Here is a 25,968-nt window from a genome sequence, read left to right as displayed (position 1 = left end):
TTTAAAACAAATATGAAAGAAAATAAAACAAGAAAAAAGGAGATTACAAAATTATATATGTCAAATAAATCCCTGCAGAATAAAGACAGAACCATCAACTTAATGGTGTTTACAATTGTTTTCTTTATTGCTCTTTTGCTAATCTCTCAAATAGTGTAGATTATATTAAATTTTGGTTATACAATAAATGATAAAATTTTATCATTTATTGTATAATGCTAAAAAAGTATAAGAAAGGAATACAATCATGTTTAGTAAATCAGCTAATTTTTAGCGATCCTATATGTTCTTCATCAAAATTAAATTGTTGGAACTGTTCCTCCATCAATTATATACTCTGTTCCTGTTAAATAGCCTGCTCTGGGCGAAACAAGAAACCCGACGAGTTCGGCAACTTCCTCTGGCATTGCAGGTCTTCCATAAGGAATTCCGCCTAAGGCATTCATTACACTTTTCTCCGCTTCTTCGACAGATATATTGCTGCTTTCAGAAATGCGTTCCATCATTCTTTTAGATGCTTCGGTCATAATCCAGCCAGGAGAAACGGTTAACACACGAACGCCTTTTGGAGATATTTCTTTAGATAAACCTTTACTGTAATTAATCAGTCCGGCTTTTGCGGCAGCATAGGGCAGAGTAGAATCATACAAAGGCAGTTTTCCCTGAATAGAGGCAATATGAATAATTACACCGCTTTTGTTTTCAAGCATTTGCGGGAGAAAAGCTTTATCTAGTCTGACGGGAGCTAATAAATTAGTTTGTATGGTTTCTTCCCAATCTATGTTAGTTAATACCGCAAATCCTCCGCCCGGAGTTTCAGAACCTCCAAGATTATTTACGAGAATATCTACTTTACTGAATTTTTCCAATATTTCAGCAGCAATTTTATGGACACCTTCGGGTTTGCTTAAATCTGCCGAAATGAAATATAAATCTTCATTGGGTATTTCGGGTTGGTTTCTGGCACTGATAATTACTTTAGCACCTGCATTTTTTAAACGTTCGGCAATGGCTTTTCCAGCTCCTTTTGTTCCTCCTGTTACCAGCGCAATTTTGCCTGATAGTTCGTTCTGATAATCGAATTGTTGTTTCATTGTGATTTCTTTTGTACAAATTTCAGAAGTATGTAACTTTCTCACAAGTACGGAATTACGATTCAGATAGGGATAAATTTTTCCCCTATTGTACAAATCAGGACATAGGTTTACTTTTGTAATATGTATGAAAGAAAAACAATACCAAATTTAAACTGCGGACTTGACCTGATAGGCGAAGTACTGTATGGCAAATGGAAAATACGCTTGCTTTGGTTTATTAATGAAGGCCATAAAAGACCAAGCGAATTGCAGCGAAAAATACCAGATGCTTCACGCAGGGTTTTGAATATCCAGTTGAACGAATTAGAAGAACATGAACTTGTTGTAAGGAAAATATATCCCGTAGTACCGCCAAAAGTAGAATACAGCCTTACGGAATTTGGGAAAACCCTGATTCCTGTAATAGGTACATTAGGAAGCTGGGGAGATGAACATCAGGAGCGGTTAAAGAAGTTAATTATTAAAAAATTCTCTGGACTAACCGATCCCGAAGATAAATAAGATTGTTTTTAAGGCGTTTCTACCATACGTTTAGATAGTATTAAAGCTGTTTTTTTGGTTTCATCATTAGAAGAAACTTTTTTTAACGGATGTCCGGCATACAATTCATATTTCGGAACAGAATTTCCGGTAAATTGCACTTTTTCTACACTAATAATCTGATCAGGAATGTTAGCGCCATACCATAGTGAATCTGCTTTTTGTTTCCAGTTAACTTCGTATAAAACAGCTCCATTAGGATAAGAACTATCCGCATTTGTTTTGGCGTGCTGATAAGCAATTTTATTACCATATAAAGTGGACATAACAGCTTTATTTGGATTAATGGAAAACGTGATAGGGGATAATAATAAAGGGTTTTCAGGCAGCGCATCTAATGCAGATACAGAAGCATTTTCATTAAGATTATCTTTATTATTTCCGTTACATCCAGAAAGTAAAATGATAAGTACGATTATGATTGAGTGAAGTGGTTTCATATTTATTTGGTTTTATTGTAGATATTAAATTTATTGATGTCAAGATGGAGTGGAGTAGTAAAAACGTAATCATTGTTTTTGACAGGATTATGACAAGAAATACATTCCTGATCAAAGTTGGCGTTATCGCCGTATGGTTTTAAGTCATTTCCTTTCCATCTTGCCCATCCCCATCCTTTTGAAGCTTCATATTTTTTGGAATCTTTTATCATAAATTCAACCTGAATAAATGCTCCGGCAGATACAGTTCCATCAGCTTCTGTTTTTTGTTTCCAGGCTGTTTTGGCAAAAATAGCACCATCTGGCCAAGGATTAGTTTGATGTTCTGCTATAGCTTTTACGGCGATTTCGTTTCCATAAATGATACGCATACTGCCATTGTCAAAACGATCTGATGTACTAACCGCTTTCCAGTTTCTAAAATCGGGGATGTATGCAATATTATTTAGTGTAGGTTTAACTTTAGAGTAATCTGTTATTTTTTTATTTGGAAGTACTTTTTCAACATCCTTCGCAGTAGAAATAGACGGTATTTCCTGATTTGGTTTTCGGACTGCTATTGTTGTTAAATAATTCTTTAAAACACCTATGGAACGATCGTCTAATTGGGCAGAAGGATGAAGGGCTGTATAACTTTTAAGCGGCATTTCGCCCGATAGTATTTTATTGAAAGCATAAAAAAGTGTCGCACTTTGTTTTGGCTTTTCTAATTTATCCCAATCAGAAAAATTCAATGCTTTTCGGCCATCCGTAATATGAGAAGTTACTATAAAATTGGCAGGCGTTATTTTGTCAAACCACGCCAGATTTGCAGTATTAGAGTGACAGTCAAAACAAGAGTTTCTTAAAATAGTATTTACTTCTGCAGGAACGTTTGTTAAGTCCTTTGTTGGTGTACTATATTCAATTTCTTCAGGTTTCCAAAATTGTAAAGCAATAAATACAACCAGTAATATTGCGAAGATTTTAAGTCCTTTTTTCATTTGTTTTATTTTTTAGATGAAATAAATAATCAATTCAAAATTAGGTCTAATCCCAGTGTTTAAAAGATTTAATTGGTTCAAAGGGGATTTTTTGACCTTGAAGCCGAAATATTTAAAGCCAAATAAATTGCTTATTTTAGCCTAAGCAAAATTTTCTAAACGGGTTTCATTTTAAGGACTATAAATTTACATGAAAAAAGCACGCCTTTATACTTTGACACTTACGGGCATTAGTATTGTTGTTCTAATTATTAGTTTGATTTCTTCCAGTTATCTTTATTTGTCTGCCAAAGAAAAGTTGTGCAATAGTAAATTAGAATCGGGCGAGAGGGAAGTTCGCGAAATTTCCCGTCTTTTGGAACAACAGCTTCGCAGCGGATTATCTAAAGATCAGGTAATTCATAATCTTCAGGTAAGTATTGAAAATACAGATATAAAAAGTGATTTTATCTGTATGTACAACCAAAAAGGAATTGAACTCTGCCATCCTAATCCGGCTTTAATTGGACTTAAAATTCAAGAAGGTAATTCTCAGGTCAACGGAATAGGAAATAAAGAGTTTAAACCTTTAAGCACCGTTTTAGAACAGGGAGAAAAAATAGGAGGGATGCGAACATTTCCTAATGACCCAAAAAGAAAATCAGAAATAATAAATATAAATCCCGTTGCAGGAACAGACTGGATGGTCGCTTCGCATGCTAATTTAGCTGTTTTAGAAGAAGAATTATCAGATTTGTATCTGCAGTTTATTGTGAGTCTGTTTTTAAGTACAGTTTTCATAAGTGTTTGCTGTTACTTAATGATACGTCTTATTTATCGAAAATATGAGAAGGTTTTTGATCTTGAAAAAGAGGATTTAAATTACAGGGTAAATGAATTACAGATCTTGAATTTACAGTTGAATTCAAATCAGCAGAAATTACAAAATGTGACAGATAGCACTATTCTAAATGATACATCAAAAGAGTCTGAAACACCAAAGAAAAGAATACTTACGTATCATAAAGATGAACTCATAAAATTAGATATAGAAGAGATTGCTTATATTTTGCTGGATACCGGAATTACTTATATCTATACTTTTGACAATCGACAGTTTAACAGCAATAACAGCCTTGATGAGGTTATGAAATGGCTTGATCCAACTACTTTTTACAGAGCAAACAGGCAGTTTATAATTAATATCAACTCTATCAGCAGTATATTGCTTTACGGGAAAAACCAGTTGAAACTAATTATAAAACCTGATCCCAAGATTGATATTATTATCAGTAAGAATAAAGTAGCAGAGTTTAAGAGCTGGCTTGACCAGTAAAAAAGACTTCATAAATTACATGTAAAAAAGCGAGGGACATTTGCTTAATGGTTTTTAGCATTGTTTTTTATAGTACACTTTTGCTAATCTCTCAAATAGTGCAGGTAAAAATAAAATAGAGAAGAAAAAGTTAGAAGTTTTAAATTAGGATTTAAAATTTAAGAGTTGTAAATTAGAATTTGTTAATAATTTATTGAAATCCAGTTTTTTATACTGATTTAAAAGGTAATAACAAGGCAGTAAAGGATGATTTAAAATAATTCTAAAAATGAAAATAATATTTAATTTAAGAGCCGGTTTGCTTTTTCTAATGATTATTTTTCTTTCATTGGTGAGTGCATACTATAATTTTTCGATCGAAAATGATACCGAGGATATTTTGAAAGCTAATTATAACACTCTCGAATATTCCAGAAACATGCTTCTTTCGTTAGATAAAACTAATTTGGATAAAGAAAAAACAATAGCAGTATTTCAAGATAATCTTACCAGACAAAAAGGAAATATTACAGAAGTTGGTGAAGATGTAGTAACAAACAACCTGCAGAAAAATTTTGATTCTTTAAAAAAGAACTGGACAGATGAAGCTTTAAAAAGCCAAATTCGTCAGGATATTTTTCAGATTATGGAATTGAATATGACTGCGGCCAAAAATAAAAATGATATTGTGAAACATAAAACAGAAACTGCTAATTTGTGGATTGCTATTTTAGGTATACTTTGTTTCCTTATTGCTTTTAATCTTCTTTTAAATTTATCTAATCGTATTACTAATAGGAAAGGATCTTAGTGTAAGTATTAAATGGAATTCACAAAAAAAGACAGGTATACTTAATTACCGTATTAGAACTTAATTTTCCAGCGCATAAAAAAAATATCTATTCTACTTTCATTATTGTAACTTTACACAGATGAAAATTTTAGTAATAGAAGACGACCAAAGAGTAGCTGAATTAATTCAAAGAGGACTTGAAGAGCAGGGATTTATAGTTACACTAGCTTATGATGGCCTTTCGGGAAAGAAGCTGGCATTTAATAATGACTATGATTTGATAATCACAGATATTATTTTACCTAAGCTTGATGGATTAGATCTCTGCAAAGAAATTAGCAGAATTAAACCTGAGCTGCCTATCATTATGCTGACCGCTCTTGGTACAACAGATGATAAAGTGGAAGGATTTGATGCCGGTGCAGATGATTACCTGACAAAACCTTTTGAAATGAGAGAACTTTTGGTTCGCATAAGAGCGCTGTTGAAACGAAGCAATAACACAATCCATAACATTGGATTTATTCTAAAATATTCTGATCTTGAAATGAACCTTCAAACTAAAGATGTAAAAAGAAATAATTTGGACATAAGTCTTACACCAAAAGAGTTTAAACTTTTAGAATATATGCTTCAAAATACGGAGCGTGTTTTGTCCCGAACAGAAATTGCAGAAAAAGTCTGGGATACAAACTTTGACACCGGAACAAATTTCATCGATGTATACATCAATTATCTGCGAAAAAAAATTGATAAAAATTTCGATAAAAAACTTATTCATACCAAGTCAGGAATGGGGTTTATTTTAAAAACAGATGAAAATTAGAAATCAGCTTACTCTGTTATTTACTTTTATTACGGCCTCTATTTTATTGGCATTTGCTTCAGTAATTTATCTTTCGGCAAAAGAAAACAGAGAAAAAGAATTTTATGCTTCCTTAAAAAAAGAAGCAATTACTAAAGCTAATTTGTTTCTTAATGCAAAAGTTAATTCCAAAACATTACAAAACATCTATAAAAACAACAGAGCCACTTTGAATGAGGTTGAAGTTGCTATTTATAACACATCATTTAACCTGCTATATCATGATGCGGTAAATATTGACGTGGTTAAAGAAACTAAACCCATGCTTGATAAAATTATTCAGCAAGAAGAATTGCAATTTTATCAAAAAGACTGGCAGGTAGTTGGTTTAAAGTATAAATTTCAGGAAAAAAATTATGTTATCACCGCAGCAGCGTATGATGAATATGGATATAAAAAATTGCAGAATCTGCTTCAAAGCATTATTATAGTTTTTATAATATCTATTCTCTTTATATATATTGCCGGTCGTTTTTTCTCAAAAAAAGCATTCGAACCCATTGTTGAAATGACCAATAAGGCAAAAAAAATTTCAGCTACTAATCTTGATTTAAGAATAAGTACTAATGAAAGCAAAGATGAACTTTCTGAGATGGCCAATACTATTAATGAAATGCTGAACCGTTTAGAAAATTCATTTGATGCTCAAAAGCATTTTGTTTCAAATATTTCACATGAATTAAGAACGCCGCTTTCTGCAATAATTGCAGAATTAGAATTGTCAACCAATAAAGACCGCAGCGTTGAAGAATATAAAAGAGCTATTCAATATGCCTTGGATGACGCTAAAAAACTAGCTAAATTATCTAATAGTTTACTTGATTTTGCTAAAGCAAGTTATGATCTTTCAGAAATAGCTTTTAAATCAGTCCGCATAGATGAAGTATTATTAGATGCAAGACAGCAAATCCAAAAATCAAATCCCGATTATAATATAGCAATTCATTTTGAAAATGATTTTGAAAATGACAATCAGATTTTAGTAAATGGCAACGAATACCTTTTAAAAGTAGCCTTTGCTAATTTATTTGAGAATGGCTGTAAATTTTCAGAAAACCATCAGAGCCGGGTTTCAATATCATTTATTGAAAATAGAATTGCTTTAAATTTTTCTGACAACGGAATTGGTATTTTGCCCGAAGATTTAAAACATATTTTTACACCTTTTTATAGAGGTGCAAATAGGGTTTACGCAGATGGAAATGGTATTGGCCTCTCATTGACAAAAAAAATCATTTTACTGCACAAAGGAACTATTTCCGTTTCATCAAAAATAAATGCCGGATCTACTTTTTTAGTTGAGATACCACACATCTGAATTTTTCTCTAATGAAATTCTAATTTTTTTCTAAAAGGTCTCTAATGGCTTCGCCGGCAGGCTTGTTCTATTTTTGCATAACAATAAATATGGAACAACGTTATGCAAAGACATCCCTTTTTTTTATATGTTTTATTGGTTTTGGTTTCGGCAAAAGGAATTTCGCAAACCACTTACAATCTTCAAAACGCCTTGCAGACCGCAAGAAAAAATAATCAAGCCCTAAAAAGCGAGTATTATGCTGTTGCTATTGCAGCAAGCGATATTGAAACGGCAAAATTAAGACCTAATCCAATTTTTGGATTTAATTATATAGGCATTGCGGGGCAGAAAAATTATGCTCCAAATACAGGTTTTTTTAATAATGCTAATACTCAGGCGAATTTGCAGGTAGGTAAAGTTTTTCAGCTTTTCGGAACCCGCAAAAACAAAATTGAGTTTGCCAGTCAAAACACAACAGCAGCACAGAAAAGTTATACAGAAGCAGAACGTACTCTTTTTCAGGATGTAGGTTTGAAATGGGTTGATGTCTGGGCAGCCCAAAAGCAATTAGAAATAATTAAAAAAGCCAATAATAACATTGATAGTCTACTAATAATCAATAAAGTCCGTCTTAAAAATCAGGTTATTTCACAAACCGATTTTAATCGTACTTCTTTATTATCCAATCAATATGGATTACAAATAAGATCATTAGAACAAAATTTGAAAAATGAATTAGTAAATCTTAAATATCTGCTGGGTACTCAGGAAGAAATAAATATTGATGCAAATGATGATTTTTCTTTTATTATACCGGCTGATTTAGAAGCTTTTCTACAGAAAGGTTTAATCGAACGAAGTGATGTTTTAACTGCCAAATCCATTATTGAAACTTCCAATGCAAATATTAAACTCCAAAAATCTTTAGCATACCCTCAGCCTGAATTAGGAGTTATTTATAATCCGCAAAACATGATTCCGTATGTTGGAGTGTACGGTACAATAGAACTGCCTTTTTTTTCAAGGAACCAGGGAGAAATTAAAAAATCTAATTACATAAAACAACAGGCCGAACAAAGCCTGCAGACAACAAATCTTCAAGTTCAAACCGAAGTTACCAATGCTTTTAATGCTTTTGAAACTCAAAAGAAGAATGTTCAAAATTTTGATAGTTTACTCTCTCAATCCGAAAATATTTTAAAAAGCGTAAAATATTCCTATTTGAGAGGCGGAACCACAATTATTGATTTTCTGGAAGCACAACGAAGCTGGTTAGATATACAGCAGCAATATTATGACACCATGCAGCAATATAGAACAGCTTATATAAAATTGCTTTATGCCTCAGGTTTAATTAATCAAATAGCACAATAAATATGAAACATTTAATAAAATACAGCGGGCTTATGTTACTGCTTCTTTGTTCCTGCGGAGAAAAAGATCATAAACAAGTACAAGAAATAAATAATGTACCTCAGGTGCTTAATAATGGTAAAACTATTTTGTTCCCTAACACTAATAGTATTGCATTTTTTAAGACCGAGCCAATAGGCAGTTCTGTACTTAACAACAGTATTACTGCTCCGGCTAAAGTATCGGCAACAGTTTTGAAATCAGAAGAAGGAGCTTCGCAAAACATTATTTTATTCGAAAATTCAGATTTAGCGGCTAGTTATACACAGCTGATTCAGCATATAATTAATATCAATCAAATTAAGAATAAAAATATCAGGCAAAAACAAATAGAAGTAGAGCGTGCTAAAGATTTACAAGCTCATGGTGCCGCTACAGGTAAAGAACTGTTAGAAGCACAAACTGCTTTATCAATGGAACAGGCAGGTTTAGCCAATGAAAGAGCCGCTATAATAGAGCATGAAACTAAATTAAAAGCCGGCGGTTTTCAGCCTGAAATACTCAAAAAAGCAAAGACAGGAACATCATTTATTATTTGTGATATTCCGGAAAATCAAATTAGTAAAATCAAAAAAGGAGACAATTGTATTGTCCGTTTTACGGCTTTTCCTAATGAGAAATTTACCGGAAAGATTGATGCAGTTGCAGATATGATTGACCAGTCAACCAGAATGGTTAAGCTTCGAATAAGTTTAAATGATACCAGCGGTAAATTGAAAGCCGGAATGTTTGCCACAGTTTCTTTTGGTTTAAACGAAGGGAATTTTATTAGTATCGATAAAAATTCTCTGGTTACAGTTCAGGCAAAAAATTATGTTTTTGTAAAAAAAGGAACTAAATATTTTGAACGAACAGAAGTAACCACCGGTGATCAGATAGGGAACAGGATTGTGGTTTATACAGGTTTGACTAATGGAGATGCTATAGCCGTTCAGGGTGTTATGCAGTTAAAAGGATTAAGTTTTGGATATTAAATGAATCATCATGTCTATAAAAGAAAAAATATTAAAAGGAGATTTTACAGATCTTTTGTTTAATCGCAATAATGCACATTATGTTCATCCGTCGGCAATAGCAGAAGTTTTTGCATCTATTCCTTTTGAAGCCGTTTTGAAAGCCTATCAGGCTTTGCCAAGTAAAGATCAGGTAACTGTTTTTTCTTACTTAGACCCTCCTTTGCAGAAAAAAATAATTAGAAATTATTCACCTAAAAAAAGTGAATTTATTCTAAATGAGCTAAATCCTGATGACAGGATGATGTTTTTTTCTTCTTTAAAAAGTTTAGAACAGACTCATTTTTTAAACCTGCTTGACGAAAAAAACAAAGAAAATGTTCAAACATTATTAGGCTATCCCAAGAATAGTATAGCCCGAATAATGAATACTAATGCCGCTACGATCAGTCAGGAAATTACAATTGCAGATGCCATACTTCACCTAAAAAACAATTACAAAGATGATGAAGCTGCTAATGTGATTTTTGTAGTCGAATCAAATAATAAACTGGTAGATGATATTCCAATAAGGAGGCTGGTATTGAACGATACAAACAAAAAAATAACAGAGATATTAGATGGTTTTTGTCCCAGTTTGTCTATTACAGAAACTAAAAGAAATGCAGTTAGTAAGTTCAAAGAATACGACAGAGACGTTCTGCCGGTCGTCAATTCAGAAAACATTCTGCTAGGTGTAGTTACTATCGATGATATTTTAGATGTTGCGGAACAGGTTCATACTAATGAAATTCAAAAAATAGGAGGTTTAGAAGAACTGGATTATCCCTATGTAAAAACATCCTTTTTTTCTTTGCTGAAAAAACGCGCCAGCTGGTTAATTATTCTGTTTTTAGGAGAAATGTTAACAGCTACTGCAATGGGGTATTTTGACGGTGAAATTCAAAAAGCGGTAGTATTGGCATTATTTGTTCCCTTAATTATTTCAAGTGGAGGAAACAGCGGATCTCAGGCGGCAACTCTTATTATCAGAGCCATGGCGCTGAAAGAAATAGGTTTAAAAGATTGGTGGTTTGTAATGCGCAGAGAAATTTTGTCAGGTTTATTATTAGGCGTAGTGCTGGGAGCTATAGGTTTGGTCAGAATTACGCTGTGGCAGAATCTGCATTGGTATGATTACGGAACTCATTGGTTTTTACTGGCCGTAACTATTTTTTTCTCTTTAATAGGAATTGTAATGTGGGGAACATTAAGCGGTTCCATGATACCCATATTATTAAAGCGATGCAAGATTGATCCGGCCACTTCATCAGCACCATTTGTTGCAACACTGGTAGATGTAACAGGGTTGATAATCTATTTTACCATAGCATCAATTATTTTAAAAGGAACAATATTATAAGGATCAATTGCGAAAAATTAATTGCTAATACTTTGCTATAAATGATACAAGCACATATATACATTGATAAGGATGAGTTAAAAGGAACAAAGCCTTTGTACGAATATATTTTAAGGTTTTTAATTGAACAAAATATACAGGGAGCCACTGTATTTCACGGAAAATTAGGATATGGCGAGCATCAGCGTCTTAAAAGACCCAATGATTGGTTCAGTTTTGACGAAACCCCCTTGTTAATCATCTTTATTGATGAAGATGAAAAAGTAAAACAAGCCTTAAAAACTTTGCGAGAAGTATATAAAGGTGGTTTTATAGTTACGAATCAAGTTGAAAAATGGTAGATAATGATTAAGAATTTACTCATATTCAGTCTGCGAAACCGCTGGGCTGTAATTGCTATTAGCGTTGTATTGATGGCAATAGGATTTTGGTGTTTTACACAATTAAAAATTGAGGCATATCCTGATATTGCAGATACTAACGTAATTGTAGTTGCCCAATACGAAGGCAGGGCGGCTGAAGAAGTCGAACAGCAGGTAACAGTTCCTATTGAAAGAGCTTTACAAAACACACCAAATGTTTTAGACCGCAGAAGCCGTACTATTTTTGGTTTATCTGTAGTACAGCTTACTTTTAAAGACGGAACAGATGATTATTTTGCACGTCAGCAGGTTACTGAACGTCTCGCAGGTGCCGAACTGCCTCAAGGTGTTGCGCCAGAATTAGCACCTCTTTCTACAGCGGTAGGCGAAATTTTTAGATATGTTGTAGAAGCTCCGTCAAACTACAGTCAGGCTCAGCTAAGGGATTTACAGGATTGGGTTATAAAACCTGCTTTATTGCAAGTTCCCGGAATTGCCGATGTTACTACTTTTGGCGGTCCTTTGAAACAATTTCATATCATTACTTCTCCGGAAAAGTTGAGAAAATACAATCTTACTTTGCAAAACGTAATGGATGCGGTAAATGTAAATAATCAAAATACCGGAGGAAATATAATTGAAAGAGGTGGGCAGGGTTTTGCTGTACGAGGCTTAGGAGCTATTAAAACAGATCAGGATATTCAAAACATTGTTCTAAAATCTGAGAATGGTGTACCTGTATTTGTCCGCGACGTGGCAACAGTTGAGATTACGCCGCCGCCGCCAAGCGGAGTTTTGGGTTATACAGTAACCAAAGATAAAAAAGACGTAAGCAGCGGCGTTGAAGGAATTATTCTTTTAAGGAGATATGAAAACCCAAGCGAGGTTTTAAAATCTTTGAAAGAGAAAATGGCAGATTTACAAGAAAATGACCTGCCTCAAGGTGTAACCCTGCGACCAATGTATGACAGAAGTTTCCTGATTGATCACTCTTTAGAAACCGTTGCGCATACTTTGTTAGAAGGAATTTCGATTGTAATTATCCTGCTGATTTTGTTTCTTGGCAGTGCCAGAAGTGCATTGGTTGTAGCTTTAACCATTCCATTTTCACTATTGTTTGCCTTTATTTTAATGAAGCTTACCGGGATTCCTGCCAATTTACTTTCGCTTGGAGCAATAGATTTCGGAATTATTGTAGATGGAGCATGTCTAATGGCAGAACATCTTATCAGGAGATATCGAACAGCCACGCCTCAGGAAAGGCAGGAAGGTATCGTAAAAATTACCCTGCAGGCCGCGCAGGAAGTAGGACGAGAAATTTTCTTTTCAGTAACTATTATTATATTGGCCTATATGCCAATACTTTTAATGACCAGGGTAGAAGGTAAGTTGTTTTCTCCTATGGCTTTAACTTTAGCTTTTGCAGTTATAGGCTCAATGCTGGCGGCACTAACCTTTATTCCGGTGCTGATTTCGTTTGTTTATAGAAAAGAATTGCTGGAAATAGATAAACCTATTAAAGAACACAAAAATGCTGTATTGGATTTTTTAACTAATGCGTATGAAAAAACATTGTTCCGATTTTTAAATAATTATAAGAAAACCACGCTGATAGGATTTTCGGTTGTTGCTTTGTTTATTTTATGCGGAATAAAGCTAGGAACTGAATTTCTGCCAACATTAGATGAAGGTTCTATTTTTTTAAGAGGGAATTTCCCAGCTGGAATTTCTATTCAGGAAAATGCGAAATACGCTCCAAGAATCAGAAAAATCATTGCAAAGTATCCTCAAATATCCTATGTAATAACTCAAACGGGGCGTAATGATGACGGTACTGACCCATTTCCTGCCAATAGAAATGAAATTCTGGTTGGGCTTAAAGATTACAAACTCTGGAGCGATACTATTGCTAAAAAAGACTTGGTTGATATTATTAAAAATGATTTACAGCAGCAAATACCATCTGTACAGTTTTCTTCAGGGCAGCCTATTATCGATCAGGTAATGGAAATTGTAAACGGCAGCGCGGCTGATCTTGCTATTTCTGTTGTTGGTGATGATTTGCAAATGATGAGAAAGAAAGCAGAACATATTGCACAGATCGCAAAAAAAATCGACGGCGCTGTCAATGTAAATATCGAACAAGAAGGAGAGCAAGAACAATTAGCAATAGATATTGATAGGGAACAGGCAGCTCGTTTTGGGATTAATGTTGCAGATATTCAAAATATGATTGAAGCAGCGATTGGAGGAAAAACGATTTCTACTTTATATGACGGAACAAAGCGTTATGACATTGTAGTTCGGTTTTTACCGGAGTATAGAAATTCTATCGATGCTGTAAAAAATATTTTAGTACCGTCATCAAATGGAGCATTGATTCCGATGAGTCAATTGGCAAATATACATTTTGTGGAAGGGCAAACGAATATTTATCGTTATGGCAGCAAACGTATGATTACTGTTAGAACAAACATAAAAGGAAGAGATCAGGGAAGTTTTGTAAAAGAGCTGAGACAAAAAGTGGACAAAAGTGTAACGGTACCAAAAGGATACAGTATTATTTATGGCGGACAGTATGAAAACCTCGAAAGAGCAGGAAAACAATTAGCTTTTACTATTCCGCTCACAATTATCATGGTCTTCTTATTCCTGTTTATGCTGTATAAAAATTTCCAGCATACCATGATAACAATGAGTTGTATATTGTTTGCTTTGGGCGGCGGAATTGTGGCTTTACTTCTTAGAGGATATTATTTTAATGTTTCTGCCGGAGTAGGCTTTGTTAGTATTTTTGGTATTTCTGTAATGGCAGGTGTATTGCTTGTATCAGCTCTCAATAGAAAAAATACAACTAAAGAAGATGATTTGCATAACAATGTATTAACGGCATCAAAAGAGCAGTTAAGAGCATTATTATCCATTCTTATTGTTGCTATTATTGGTCTTGTTCCTGCTGCTGTTTCGTCTGGTATTGGCTCAGATGTACAACGACCGCTGGCAACAGTAATTATAGGCGGATTAACCAGCACATTGCTTTTTGCACCTATACTAATTCCGCCTTTATATCTTTGGATGAACAAAAAGAAAAAAGAATAATTTTTTGATTTGAAAAAGAGAGGTTAGCATTTTATTAATTCAAAAGAAAAATGTGCTGCATTAAAAGTGCAGCACATTTCTTTTTCATTATTGTTATCAGAAGCTAAAAAGAAAAAAGCGCTGAAGATATTTCTTAAAGAACGTTACATTTTTTATGAAACCAATAACTCGATACCAGTCAAATCTGCTTTTTCACTTTTTAGAAATTCGTAGGTTATTCGATCTGCCTGACAATCTACAAATTGAATTCGTTTCAAACTATTGTTTTTAAAAAAAGTGTTATTAAGAATTACTTTCTGGAATGTTACTTTACTAAAGTCGCAGTTTTCAAAATAACAATCCTCCATTGTACCGTCAAAAACCGTATTGTTAATCTGCATTCCAACAAATGAGGTATTATTCCACAAAGCATTTGTAATCGTATTCTTCACGAAGACACTAGATTTAAACTCCGCTCCGGTAAAATCGGCAAAGGAGAAATCGCAGGATTCGATATGGCTTTTTAAAAATTCAGTATCTTTCAATGAACAGTTTTTAAATATATTGTTTGATATTTCAGAGCTTTGAATGTGACCGCTGCTAATATCAACATCAGTAAAGTCGCAGCTATCAATCTGATTGCTTTTTAAAAAATTCACTTCAATAAAATTGGCACGAGAGAAATCACAGCCTTTTATATAATTTCTTGAAAATTCAGTTTTTCTCAGGGAACAATCCTTAAATATATTGTTTTCTAAATTTGAATTTTGAATATTGCTGCTGCTAATATCAGAATCTGAGAAATCACAATGAACAACATTATTGTTTTTAAGCAGCAGCCCAGACATATCTGAACCGATGAAAGTACAGCGCTGCATGTTAGAAGAACTGAATTTTTCATGCAGGTTTTTCAACCCCGAAAAGTCGGCATCTACCCAGTTTCCGCTTGACATATTCCAATTGAGTGTTTTTTTCTTTTTTACTGATGGTATTTCATCAGATTGTTTATCAAAAAAAGGCTCAACAACAGTTACAATACTTTCAGATTTGAAGTTTTCTGAAAAGTAATTAAGATCAACATTCAGGATTTCTGCAAGACGATTAAAAGTAGTAATATCCGGCATTGATTCTCCGCGTTCCCATTTTCCCACTGCCTGTGAACTAATAAATAAACGCTGCGCAAGCTGGGCCTGAGAAATATTTATTTTTTTTCTCGCTTCGGCAATTTTATTGCCAATCATTTTAGTGTTTAACATAAAGTACTATCTTTTATATTTATTTTTTCGACTCTGCAAAGGTATTTGCGTCCTTTTCCAGAATCAAAAAAAAACAAAAACTTATAGTTGTATTTACGCTACTTTTAGTTGTTTTTCAACAGCTATAAGTAGTATATGTGAATATGATATCTTTTTAATAATGTTCAGTATCAAATTTAGACATTGAATTGAATATCTGAAAGTATATCTAAATTGATTTTAGTATTACAAGAATAAATAAAATGTCTTATTAGGAGATAAACAGAGCCAGATTTATAATTGAATATGGGTACTCAAATCGTTTTACAATCTATATTTCTATTTCGTTACTTATTTAAATTTAAAAAAAAACTTTATATATTTTGAGTTTAAAATATACTTTTTAGTATATTTGCAATTAATATTTTAAGTGTGATGTTAACAAAAGCAGAAAAAACCAAGCAATTTATTTTAGAAACAGCAGTACCTCTTTACAATGAAAAAGGTATTTCTGGTGTAAATATAGACGATGTGCTGGCTGCTGCAAAACTTACAAAAGGCTGCTTATACGGTCATTTTGAAAATAAAGATGACCTTTCGGAACAAGTTATTGATTTGGCGCTTAAAATGACTTCAGACAAAATTAGGGCGGCAGTTTATAAAGGTAAAACGGCAAAAGGTAAAATATTTGCATTTATGGATTTTTATAAAAATCCGATTGAGACACAAATTCCAGGGGGATGTCCAATATTCAATAATGCTGTAGAATCTGATGATAATTATCCTCTTGTAAAAAAGAAAATTGCCCAAATATTTAGAGCCGGCCAGGAAGAACTTACTGCACTGCTTCAACAAGGAATTGCTTCGGGAGAGTTTTCCAGTGAACTAGATGCTGGTGTTTTTGCTTTTAAAATGGTAGCAGCAATTGAAGGAGGAGTGGTTATGTGCAGGGTTATGGATACAGCAAAGCCTTTGCAAGGCCTGATTAAAAGCCTAAAGGCTGAATTAGAACAATACTCAATTTAATTTTTTTTTGCTTTAAAATAAACTAAAAAGTACATTTTAAAATAGACTAAAAAGTATAATTGTTAAAATTTTTAATCAAAAAAAAGATTTAAGAACAGATAATTTAAACGATACAGAATTTTAATTTAATAAATATAATAATGAAAACAACTGGAAATACAATATTTATAAGCGGCGGAAGTGCCGGAATTGGGTTAGCTATTGCTAAAAAATTAAGCAATGCGGGCAACCGAATAATCATTAACGGACGTAATGAAGAGCGTCTTCAAAATGCTTTGAAAGAATTGAATAATGCTGCTGCCATACAAGGTGATTTATCAATAGAAGCAGATAGAATAAGAATTGCAAAAGAACTAAAGGAGAATTTTTCAGAAGTAAACATAATCATTAACAATGCCGGAGCTGCGTTTAGTTATCTGCTTAATGAAACTTTAAATGCACATGAAAAAGCAGCTATCGAAATGAATACTAACTATTTTAGTGTAATTCATTTTACTGAACTTTTATTACCGCATTTAATAAAGCAAAAGCAGGCAGCTGTAATAAATATTTCTTCTATTGCAGTTTTTGGAAGCCATAAACTGGTGCCGACGTACGGAGCAACCAAAGCCGCACTGCACAGTTATACAGTCGCATTAAGATATACTTATGAAGAACAAAAAAACCTTCAAATATATGAGGTATACCCGCCATTGGTTAATACTGAATTTTCGGCAGAAATAGGAGGAGCAAATGGAATTCCGCCGGAAGAAGTTGCAGATGAATTATTTCTGGCTCTGGAAAAAAATCAGTTTGATGTTCCGGTAGGAGATTCTAAGCAGTTTTTTAAATAGACTTTTAAAACTAAAATTCAAAATCAACATGGATATAAAAGGGAAAACAATATTAATTACCGGAGGAGCCTCAGGAATTGGGCTTGAATCTGCCAGACAGTTTTTAGCTGAAGGAGCAAGAGTAATTATTACAGGAAGAAATCAGGCTAAATTAGATGCTGCTAAAAAAATGCTTCCATCATTGACAGTCATAAAAAGTGATGTCGAAAATGAAAATGATGCAGTATCGCTTTTTGAAAAAGTGACTTTTTTAGGCGGAATTGATATTTTGTATAACAATGCAGGCGTTGGAACTCCGGCCCTTAATCTTGGTATGGCAGATGATCAAGTTTTAAAGAATGCTGTTTACGAAATGAATGTAAATTATTTTGGTGTTTTAAGACTCAATAATCTTTTTATCGATATGTTGAAATCCAGAAAAGAAAGCGCGATTATTAATACCACCTCTATTTTAAGTCTGGTGCCTGCCTTAGAAGAGCCAACTTATTCTGCAACAAAAACAGCCTTAAGTTTTTATACAAAATTGCTTAGAAAGAACTTGGAAATAATAAACAGTACTGTAAAAGTATTTGAGTTACTGCCTCCTGTTGTTGAAACAGAGATGACTGCAAAAAGAACAGATAAAAAAATGGCTCCTGAAGAACTGGTAAAAACACTTATTAAAGGGATAAAAAAAGACCAGTTTACTATTCGCGCTGGAGATACAAAGGCTTTGTATATCGTAAGCAGGTTTTTTCCAAAAATAGCTTTTGATTTAGTAAATCCTAAAAAGATTTATCCAAATTTAAGGACATCCATAAAATTATAAACTAAACAAGATGAAAGCATTTATAATTAATAAGTACAATAAAAAAGGAAATCTGCAGTCTGCCGAAATGCCGATACCAAAACTAAAGGATAATGACATTTTGGTTGAAGTTCATGCAGCGGGAATTAATCTTTTAGATTCTAAAATAAAATCAGGAGAATTTAAACTTATCCTGCCTTATAAACTGCCGTTAATTTTGGGGCATGATGCTGCCGGAGTAGTAGTACAGGCCGGTAAAAATGTAAAGAAGTTTAAAGTTGGCGACGAGGTTTATGCCAGACCTTCAGATCATCGTATAGGTACATTTGCAGAGTTTATCGCCATAGACGAAAAAGATGCAGCACTTAAACCTAAAAATATTTCAATGGAAGAAGCAGCCTCTATTCCTTTAGTAGCGCTTACGGCATGGCAGGTTTTGATTGAAAAAGCTCAAGTTAAAGCGGGACAAAAAGTATTTATTCAGGCTGGTTCCGGAGGTGTGGGAACTATTGCAATTCAGCTGGCTAAACATTTAGGAGCTGTAGCTGCTTCTACGGCAAGCGCAAAAAGCTTCAACTTACTTAAAGCTTTGGGTACCGATATTATTATTGATTACCAAAATAGTGATTTTGAAAACATTTTGAGTGATTATGATGTGGTACTAAACAGTCAGGATCAAAAAACACTCGAAAAATCACTTAAAATAGTAAAACCAGGAGGAAAACTTATTTCTATTTCCGGACCGCCGACTCCTGATTTTGCAAAAGAAATAGGAGCGCCGTGGTTTATCAAAATGATTCTTTCTTTAATAAGCTCAGGGATTCGCAAAAAAGCAAGAAATAAAAATGTCGATTATTCTTTTTTATTTATGAAGGCAGATGGACAGCAGTTAAGCGAAATCACAGCACTGATTGAAGCAGATATAATTAAACCGGTAATAGATAAAATTTTCCCATTTGATAAAACTAACGAGGCGTTATCGTATGTAGAAAGCGGACGTGCAAAAGGCAAAGTAGTGGTTAAAATAAAATAATGATCTTCTTTTAAATATGCAGATCAACATTTTTCAATTTAAAACGAGCACCTAAATTACAGCATAGTTATAGATGATTTTTCATTTATTGTAGCCCTATAAAGTAGTTTTAACGAAGATCATTTAGGATCTAAATTCGGGGATGGAATTTAACTGATTTAAGCCAGAACCGAATGCTTGTTTTAAATTAAAATCGCTGTATGATGGTACTGAAGTTTAGTATGTTTTTCGAATTATTAAGAACTGTTAACCTAAGTAATCAGGCGGGTAGGTTCTCTGTCCGTATTTAATGTCTACTTCTTTTAAAAATTCTCTGCGTTTTTCTGTTAATTCAGGAACGGGCAGGAATTCATCGGCCTTTACCGGTGTCCCAATTTCCTGAAATAAGTTTTCCAGTCCTGCGGGTACAACTGTGCATAGGAGACGCGCATAGTTTTCCGAAGTATTTTTAAAGCAGTGTACCGCTCCTCCAAAAGGGATATTTATAAAACCGTCTTTGGTTACAATCTGTTTTCCGGTTTCGGTTTTAAATTCGAGTTCTCCTTCGAGTACATGAAACATTTCCTGAGTTTCAGGGTGAGCATGCGGAGGCGGCCCTCCGCCTGGGGGAACTGTCATTTCAATAACCGCGTAATTACCATTGGTCTGTTCACCTGAAATTATTATTCTGTAATTACCTCCGGCAACTGCCAATCTTTCCCCTTCATTTTTACTGATAATTTTGATAGTTGTATCCATAATTATATTTGATTTCCGCTGTACATTCCTTCCTTGTATATTTCTGACTGTTCATCCGTGAAGAATAAAACCAGTTCAGTATCTTCTGAAGCCTTGAGAGAAACAGACTCTTCTTTAAATACGATACATTCCTTTTTCTTAAGATCAATAGTATCATTTACTCGCACTGATCCCTGAAAAACATACAAAAGGGCAGTAAGGTTTTTCTTTGGAAGTTCAGGAATTTCAGATGTGCTGCCGCTAAGGAGTTTCATATCGTAAATCCAGGTCTGGCTGCTGAATTGAAATTTAGTTTCGGGATTTGGAGATCCAATCAAACGCCAGTTGTTCTCACTGTGCAGGCTGTCCAGTTCTAAAAACACCACTTCAGGATTAAGATCTTTTTTTTCGGGACGAATAAAAATCTGAAGCCCTTCCATAGTTTCCTGTTGTCCCATTATTTTTTCTTCATGAAAGAATGATCTGCCGGCTTTCATCAACATTAGTGTCTTTCCACCGATTACCTTAACAAATTTTTCTGAGTCGCTGTGTTCTGCTTCTCCTGTTCTAAAATAAGAAAGTATTTCATCATTAATATGAGGATGCATTTTAATAACAGTATTGCTGTTGATTTCCGGATGGTCTATTCTTCCAATACTTCCTATACCAGTATCTGTACTTGAAACCGCTGATCCGGGATACAATACTTTAATTGGGCCGTGTCCGATAAAGTTGGAGCTGTCTATTTTCTGTATCATAATTTTTGTTTTTAAAGAAGCCGGATATCAATATCCAGCTTCTGTTATATAAGTTCTTGATTAAGAGAACTGTCCTACTTTAGACATTACTTCTTCGAAAAGAATTGGAAGTACTTTTTGTCCGTCTTCTGTTGCCCAATTATGTACCATTTCAGATATTATCTGGTTAATGGTTGTAGTTCTAACACCTTGGCTTTCCCATGTCTGCTGTGCAATATCATCAGCAATTTGTGAAGGAGATCCACCTGCATCAAGAACTACCTGAACATTGAAACCTTCTTCTTGCATTGAAATTGACGGCCAAACGATACATACATCATTGGTAAGTCCTGCCATAATTACATTTTTTCTTCCGGCAGCAGCTTTTAGAACAGCAGTTTTAAAATTCTCGTCATCCCATGCATTTGTAATTCCTTCTCTTTTTACTCTGTCTGCATATTCTTGAGGAAGCAGCTCTTGCAAATCTTGAATCAGCGGTCCCTGTGCATGATCTTCCTGACTGCTTGTAAGAACAACTGGAATGTTTAAAGCCTTTGCAAATTTAGCCAACGCTCTTGTTCTGCTCACGATCATTTCATGAGGTCTGTTAGCTGCAAAATTAAGTGTCCCTGTTTGATGATCTATTAATAACATTACGGTATCATCTTTTGTAAACTGTTTCATTTTTCTAATGTTTTAAATGTTTTGTAGATTTTAAAAATCTTGTTATTGATTTATAGGACAAAGTTATTTCGGCTCCAGAGCAGAAAACGATGACATTTGTCAATAAAGAACATTAGAAAGGAAAAAACAGAGACAGGTGTTATTTTTGGAATAATTTACTGCGTACGCGGCTAAGGGTTTCTTTACTGATACCAAGATAAGAAGCAATAATATGTTGGGGAAAACGCTGTAAAAAGTCAGGGTAGCTTTTTAGTAACTGCTCATATCTTTCTATCGCAGGGAGAGTAATGGAGTTATTTAATCTTTTTTGGGAAGCTATGAAACTGTTTTGACTCATATTCCAGAACATTTCCTTGATTGTAGGTATTTCAAGCAAACGCTGCAGATCATCAGCTTCTAATACGAGAAGTTCTGTATCTTCCCATGCATCAATATTATAAACAGAAGGTGTTTTCATAAGATAGCTTTCACGATCCACGATCCACCAGTTTTCCAGAGCCAGCTGAATAATATGCTCATTACCGGCATTGTCAACGCTGTACTGCCTCATGGCGCCTTTTAGTATAAAACCAGTAAACTGACAGACATTTCCCTGTTCCAGAAAAAACTCTTTCTTTTTTAATTTAACAGGTTTCAGAGATGTTTTTATTAATACTTCATCTTGCTCTGTAAGAGGAGATTCGCTGTATCTGTTGATATAGCTGAAAAGCTGTTCGTACATAGTGTCAAAATTTTTAAATACAAGGTACAAAATGTTTATATTCTCAAATGGCTTAAATAATTTTAAGTGGTTGGATATTTTACAATCGATTTATTCTTTCATAAATTTTTGGATCGTGTTTTCTAATTTTAATTTTTACATATTTTGAGGCCGGCATATTACTATCCTTAACTACATTATTTACAGAAACTAAAACGTTTGTTTCTGGGAAATAAGTAACCGTGTTTTTTTCAGGGATTTGATACGAAACAATAATAAACAAAGGTGCAATTCTTTCGATATCATCATCATAATTAAATAAATCGACCTTATCGCCAGCTTTAAATCCTGCCTGCTCAATATCTTTCTCGTTCATAAATATTACCCTGCGTTCATTTTTTATACCGCGATAACGATCATCAAGGCCATAAATTGTGGTATTGAACTGGTCGTGTGTTCGGGTACTTGCCATCATATATTCATCTGGAGCAAGTTCGTTTTTTGGAATTTCCGTTAATGTAAATGGCGCGCGGTCTCCAAAATCTTTAGTGATAAATTTTCCATCGCGTGCTGCATTGGGTAAATGAAAACCTCCTTTTTGGCGCACTTTGCTATTATAATTTTCAAAACCGGGAATACATTTTTCAATGGCATCTCTCACATCATCATAGCTGTCATGATAACGCTTCCAGTCAATAACCGATTTGTTTCCCAGCGTTGCCATAGCCAATTTGCATATAATTTGCGTTTCATTAATAAGATTGTCAGATACAGGTTTGAGCATTCCTTTTGATGACTGTACAACGCCCATTGAGTTTTCGGTAGTTATAAATTGTGCTTCACCATTTACGATATCAATGTCGCTTCGGGATAATGTTGGTAATATGATGGCTTCTTGTCCGTGAATTAAGTGACTGCGATTGAGTTTTGTAGAAACATTTACGGTTAAATTCAGTTTTCTTAATGCACTTGCTGTATACGTTGTATCTGGTGTTGCCGATAGAAAATTACCTCCCATACAAAATAGTAATTTTACTTTTTCTTCCTTCATGGCTTTAATGGCTCTCACAACATCATATCCGTGTTTGCGAGGAGGATTAAAACCAAAATAAGCCTGAAGGCGATCCAGTTGTTCGTTAGTAGGTTTTTCATCAATCATCATGGTTCTGTTTCCCTGAACGTTACTATGACCACGAACAGGGCAGACACCCGCACCAGGTTTACCTATACTTCCTTTAAGCAATAAAATATTAAGAATTTCTCTAATCATTTCTACGCCGTTTGGCTGCTGTGTAAGTCCCATTCCCCAGCAGACAATGATTCGTTTTTTATAAGCGATGATTTCTGCAGCTTCATAAAGTGCTTCTTTAGAAACACCCGAAAGTTCGACAAGTTCATCTAAATTATAATCTTCAAACTGTTTTAGAAAAGCATCATATCCGGTAGTTTTTTCTTTGATGAAATCATAATCAAGGACTTTTCCGGGATTCTTATTTTCAAGTTCCAATAATATAATTTCAAGAGCTTTTAGGAGCGCCATATCTCCATTTATTTTTACCGGCAGAAAAAGATCGGCTAGTTTAACACCGTTTCCAATAATTCCGTTGATTTCCTGCGGATTATGAAAACCCATTAAACCCGCTTCTGGCAATGGATTTACAGCAATAATTTTTGCTCCGTTTTTTTTGCCTTTTGCTAATGCGGTCAACATTCGTGGTGCGTTAGTTCCGGGATTTTGACCAATAATTACAATTACATCGGTATCATAAAAATCATCCAGTGTTACGGTACCTTTTCCAATTCCGATTGTAGTTCTTAAAGCCGATCCAGATGTTTCATGGCACATATTAGAACAATCCGGCATATTGTTGGTACCAAATTCTTTTGCAAAGAGCTGATAAAGAAATGATGTTTCATTGCTTGTTCTTCCTGAAGTATAAAACGCAGCTTCATCAGGCGATTCTAATGCGTTGAGATGTGCTGCAATTTTTTTGAATGCATTATCCCAGCTTATGGATTCATAGTGTGAACCATTTTTAGGAAGATACATAGGCTCGGTCAATCTTCCCATTTTTCCAATTTGGAAATCGTCTAATTTGGCAAGATCATAAACAGAATTTTGTTTAAAAAACTCAGCCGTAACTTTTTTGGTAGTAGCTTCTTCAGCTAAAGCTTTAACTCCGTTTTCACAATATTCTCCCAAAGGCGATCTTTCATCATCAGGATCAGGCCATGCGCAGCTCGGACAGTCAAAACCGCCAACCTGATTCATCTTAAACAAAGCCTTTGTCCCGCGAACAATCGTTTTTTCTTCTATAAGATCAGTAAAAGCCGCCACTACAGCAGGAACGCCGGCAGCCCATTTTCCTGTTTTTGTGAGTTTAAGATCTAAAAGTTTATACGGATTTTCGGCATTGGGTTCTTTTGTAATTTTATCGTTGATGTCTTTTGGAGATTTATCTTCTTTCATGACTTTTGTAATTAATTAGCTTATCCGTAGAGGCTTTTGTTATTGTAATTTTAATATCAGTTGTATAAAACATTCTTATTTTAACCCGTTGGGTGTAATTATTTTAACACATAGAAACATAGCTTTTGTTTACTTAAAAAAGACGTTTCACTTATTTAAAATGCACAGAGCCATCTATGTGAAAGAAATATATTTTTTTTATGAATTACACGCAACGGGTTATTTTAATTTTTCTAAGAAGTTGATATTACTGCCTGATCACTGGAATTATATATATTGAATCGGTCTTCTTTAAGAAAACCCAAAAGGGTAATATTAAATTCTCTAGCCAATTCTACCGCAAGACTCGACGGGGCACCAATGGCAACAACAACAGATATTCCTGCCATAGCCGCTTTTTGAATTAATTCAAAACTGGCTCTTCCGCTAAGGAGTAAAATATGTTTATTTAATGGAAGTAAATTATTTGCTAAAGCACTGCCAATTAGTTTATCCAATGCATTATGCCTTCCGATATCTTCTTGTAAAAAAACTAAATCACCTTCAATAGTAAAAAGCCCTGATGCATGAATACCGCCCGTAACTGCAAAACTGCTTTGAGCTGTTTTTAATTTGTTTGATAATTGGTAAAGTACTTCTGCTGCGATATTTAGTGTTGGATTATCTAAAGGATTAAAAGTACTGACTGTTTTGATGGATTGTATAGAACTTTTTCCACAAACGCCGCAACTTGATGTGGTATAAAAATTCCGGTCTGACGACATCAAATGTGGAATGAAATTTTCGACTAAATCTATCTGAACAATATTTTTTTTTTGAAAAGAACAATCTGTTGCTGTGTGATAGACTTTTTTTACGTCCTGATAAGATGCTATAATGCCTTCGGTAAATAAAAAACCAATTGCAAGATCAAAATCATTACCTGGTGTACGCATTGTTACAGAGATATTCTTGTGTATTTTTTCAGCTTCGGGGCCGTAAGAAATTCTTATCTCTAGCGGTTCTTCTACAGAAAGAATGTCTAATAATGAAGAACTTTCAAATCCATTCACTTTTGTAATACAAACTTCTTTAATGGAAACTAATTCCAAATCATTCATTTCCATGTAAATTCATTAAATGTTGATACGTAAAATTAGTAAAAAATGATTTATAAGAAGGTTTTTCTCCTTGTAATTAAACCGTTTTTAAGGAATGGAATTATGACTTTTTATTATTTGTGACAT

General features: G+C 34.0%; 24 protein-coding genes. 14 read left to right on the top strand and 10 right to left on the bottom strand.

Annotation, left to right across the window (positions count from 1 at the left end; translation table 11 throughout):
- Positions 1-299 precede the first annotated feature (299 nt).
- Positions 300-1,094, bottom strand: a complete 795-nt coding sequence (locus BUE10_RS01860; protein WP_073481698.1) for an SDR family oxidoreductase — start codon at positions 1,092-1,094, stop codon at positions 300-302.
- 123 nt (positions 1,095-1,217) lie between these two features.
- On the opposite strand from BUE10_RS01860, the gene BUE10_RS01855 reads away from it, so the two are divergent.
- Positions 1,218-1,598 carry a winged helix-turn-helix transcriptional regulator gene (locus tag BUE10_RS01855; protein WP_073481695.1) on the top strand — a complete coding sequence of 127 codons (381 nt, stop codon included), beginning with the start codon at positions 1,218-1,220 and terminating at the stop codon, positions 1,596-1,598.
- Between the two features lie 8 nt (positions 1,599-1,606).
- Here BUE10_RS01855 and BUE10_RS01850 read toward each other — a convergent pair whose 3' ends face one another.
- Together BUE10_RS01850 and BUE10_RS01845 are read right to left on the bottom strand one after the other, a co-directional pair.
- On the bottom strand, positions 1,607-2,077 hold the full coding sequence (locus BUE10_RS01850; protein ID WP_073481691.1) for a hypothetical protein: 471 nt from the start codon (positions 2,075-2,077) through the stop codon (positions 1,607-1,609).
- A gap of 2 nt (positions 2,078-2,079) precedes the next feature.
- The gene (locus BUE10_RS01845) at positions 2,080-3,060 is read right to left on the bottom strand and encodes a cytochrome P460 family protein (protein WP_073481688.1); all 981 of its coding nucleotides are present in this window, start codon (positions 3,058-3,060) and stop codon (positions 2,080-2,082) included.
- 190 nt (positions 3,061-3,250) lie between these two features.
- Here BUE10_RS01845 and BUE10_RS01840 point away from each other — a divergent pair, with 190 nt between their 5' ends.
- The 9 genes from BUE10_RS01840 (at position 3,251) to BUE10_RS01800 (ending at position 14,541) form a co-directional block, all read left to right on the top strand.
- Positions 3,251-4,375 carry a LytTR family DNA-binding domain-containing protein gene (locus BUE10_RS01840; protein WP_073481685.1) on the top strand — a complete coding sequence of 375 codons (1,125 nt, stop codon included), beginning with the start codon at positions 3,251-3,253 and terminating at the stop codon, positions 4,373-4,375.
- Between the two features lie 268 nt (positions 4,376-4,643).
- Positions 4,644-5,165 (top strand): hypothetical protein, encoded by a 522-nt coding sequence (locus tag BUE10_RS01835; protein WP_073481682.1) that lies wholly within the window; start codon positions 4,644-4,646, stop codon positions 5,163-5,165.
- 121 nt (positions 5,166-5,286) lie between these two features.
- Complete coding sequence (locus BUE10_RS01830) at positions 5,287-5,973, top strand: response regulator transcription factor (protein ID WP_073481679.1); 687 nt, start codon at positions 5,287-5,289, stop codon at positions 5,971-5,973.
- Positions 5,963-7,330 carry a HAMP domain-containing sensor histidine kinase gene (locus tag BUE10_RS01825; protein WP_073481677.1) on the top strand — a complete coding sequence of 456 codons (1,368 nt, stop codon included), beginning with the start codon at positions 5,963-5,965 and terminating at the stop codon, positions 7,328-7,330. Before BUE10_RS01830 ends, BUE10_RS01825 begins: the two co-directional genes overlap by 11 nt.
- A 102-nt stretch (positions 7,331-7,432) precedes the next feature.
- A complete protein-coding gene (locus BUE10_RS01820) occupies positions 7,433-8,686 on the top strand; it encodes a TolC family protein (RefSeq protein ID WP_073481674.1) in 1,254 nt (417 codons plus the stop codon).
- Positions 8,687-8,688: 2 nt separating this feature from the next.
- Entirely contained in the window at positions 8,689-9,699 is a 1,011-nt protein-coding gene (locus BUE10_RS01815) for an efflux RND transporter periplasmic adaptor subunit (RefSeq protein WP_073481670.1), read from the top strand.
- A 10-nt stretch (positions 9,700-9,709) separates the two neighbouring features.
- Positions 9,710-11,080, top strand: a complete 1,371-nt coding sequence (gene mgtE, locus BUE10_RS01810; RefSeq protein WP_083597928.1) for a magnesium transporter — start codon at positions 9,710-9,712, stop codon at positions 11,078-11,080.
- Between the two features lie 41 nt (positions 11,081-11,121).
- Positions 11,122-11,421 carry a DUF190 domain-containing protein gene (locus BUE10_RS01805; protein ID WP_073481667.1) on the top strand — a complete coding sequence of 100 codons (300 nt, stop codon included), beginning with the start codon at positions 11,122-11,124 and terminating at the stop codon, positions 11,419-11,421.
- Between the two features lie 3 nt (positions 11,422-11,424).
- Entirely contained in the window at positions 11,425-14,541 is a 3,117-nt protein-coding gene (locus tag BUE10_RS01800; RefSeq protein WP_073481664.1) for an efflux RND transporter permease subunit, read from the top strand.
- Between the two features lie 152 nt (positions 14,542-14,693).
- Here BUE10_RS01800 and BUE10_RS01795 read toward each other — a convergent pair whose 3' ends face one another.
- Entirely contained in the window at positions 14,694-15,776 is a 1,083-nt protein-coding gene (locus BUE10_RS01795; protein WP_073481662.1) for a pentapeptide repeat-containing protein, read from the bottom strand.
- Positions 15,777-16,190: 414 nt separating this feature from the next.
- On the opposite strand from BUE10_RS01795, the gene BUE10_RS01790 reads away from it, so the two are divergent.
- From BUE10_RS01790 to BUE10_RS01775, 4 genes are all read left to right on the top strand, one after another.
- The gene (locus tag BUE10_RS01790) at positions 16,191-16,781 is read left to right on the top strand and encodes a TetR/AcrR family transcriptional regulator (RefSeq protein ID WP_073481659.1); all 591 of its coding nucleotides are present in this window, start codon (positions 16,191-16,193) and stop codon (positions 16,779-16,781) included.
- A 140-nt stretch (positions 16,782-16,921) separates the two neighbouring features.
- Positions 16,922-17,614 (top strand): SDR family oxidoreductase, encoded by a 693-nt coding sequence (locus BUE10_RS01785; RefSeq protein WP_073481656.1) that lies wholly within the window; start codon positions 16,922-16,924, stop codon positions 17,612-17,614.
- A gap of 28 nt (positions 17,615-17,642) precedes the next feature.
- Entirely contained in the window at positions 17,643-18,422 is a 780-nt protein-coding gene (locus tag BUE10_RS01780; RefSeq protein ID WP_073481654.1) for an SDR family oxidoreductase, read from the top strand.
- Positions 18,423-18,432: 10 nt separating this feature from the next.
- Entirely contained in the window at positions 18,433-19,434 is a 1,002-nt protein-coding gene (locus BUE10_RS01775) for an NADP-dependent oxidoreductase (RefSeq protein ID WP_073481651.1), read from the top strand.
- Positions 19,435-19,680: 246 nt separating this feature from the next.
- Here the strand turns inward: BUE10_RS01775 and BUE10_RS01770 are convergent, their stop codons facing one another.
- From BUE10_RS01770 to fdhD, 6 genes are all read right to left on the bottom strand, one after another.
- Positions 19,681-20,172: a cupin domain-containing protein gene (locus BUE10_RS01770; RefSeq protein ID WP_073481648.1), complete on the bottom strand. Its 492-nt coding sequence runs from the start codon at positions 20,170-20,172 to the stop codon at positions 19,681-19,683.
- 2 nt (positions 20,173-20,174) lie between these two features.
- A complete protein-coding gene (locus BUE10_RS01765; protein ID WP_073481645.1) occupies positions 20,175-20,909 on the bottom strand; it encodes a pirin family protein in 735 nt (244 codons plus the stop codon).
- Positions 20,910-20,969: 60 nt separating this feature from the next.
- Positions 20,970-21,572: an isochorismatase family protein gene (locus tag BUE10_RS01760; protein WP_073481642.1), complete on the bottom strand. Its 603-nt coding sequence runs from the start codon at positions 21,570-21,572 to the stop codon at positions 20,970-20,972.
- Positions 21,573-21,711: 139 nt separating this feature from the next.
- The gene (locus tag BUE10_RS01755; protein ID WP_073481639.1) at positions 21,712-22,293 is read right to left on the bottom strand and encodes a Crp/Fnr family transcriptional regulator; all 582 of its coding nucleotides are present in this window, start codon (positions 22,291-22,293) and stop codon (positions 21,712-21,714) included.
- A gap of 79 nt (positions 22,294-22,372) precedes the next feature.
- Entirely contained in the window at positions 22,373-24,742 is a 2,370-nt protein-coding gene (locus BUE10_RS01750; RefSeq protein ID WP_073481637.1) for an FdhF/YdeP family oxidoreductase, read from the bottom strand.
- A 233-nt stretch (positions 24,743-24,975) separates the two neighbouring features.
- Complete coding sequence (gene fdhD / locus BUE10_RS01745; protein WP_073481634.1) at positions 24,976-25,848, bottom strand: formate dehydrogenase accessory sulfurtransferase FdhD; 873 nt, start codon at positions 25,846-25,848, stop codon at positions 24,976-24,978.
- Positions 25,849-25,968 lie beyond the last annotated feature (120 nt).

The sequence above is a fragment of the Flavobacterium sp. CF108 genome (assembly GCF_900129795.1).
Lineage (GTDB): Bacteria > Bacteroidota > Bacteroidia > Flavobacteriales > Flavobacteriaceae > Flavobacterium.
Note: the sequence above shows the minus strand (reverse complement) of the source record. Positions and strands in the feature narration are given on the sequence as shown.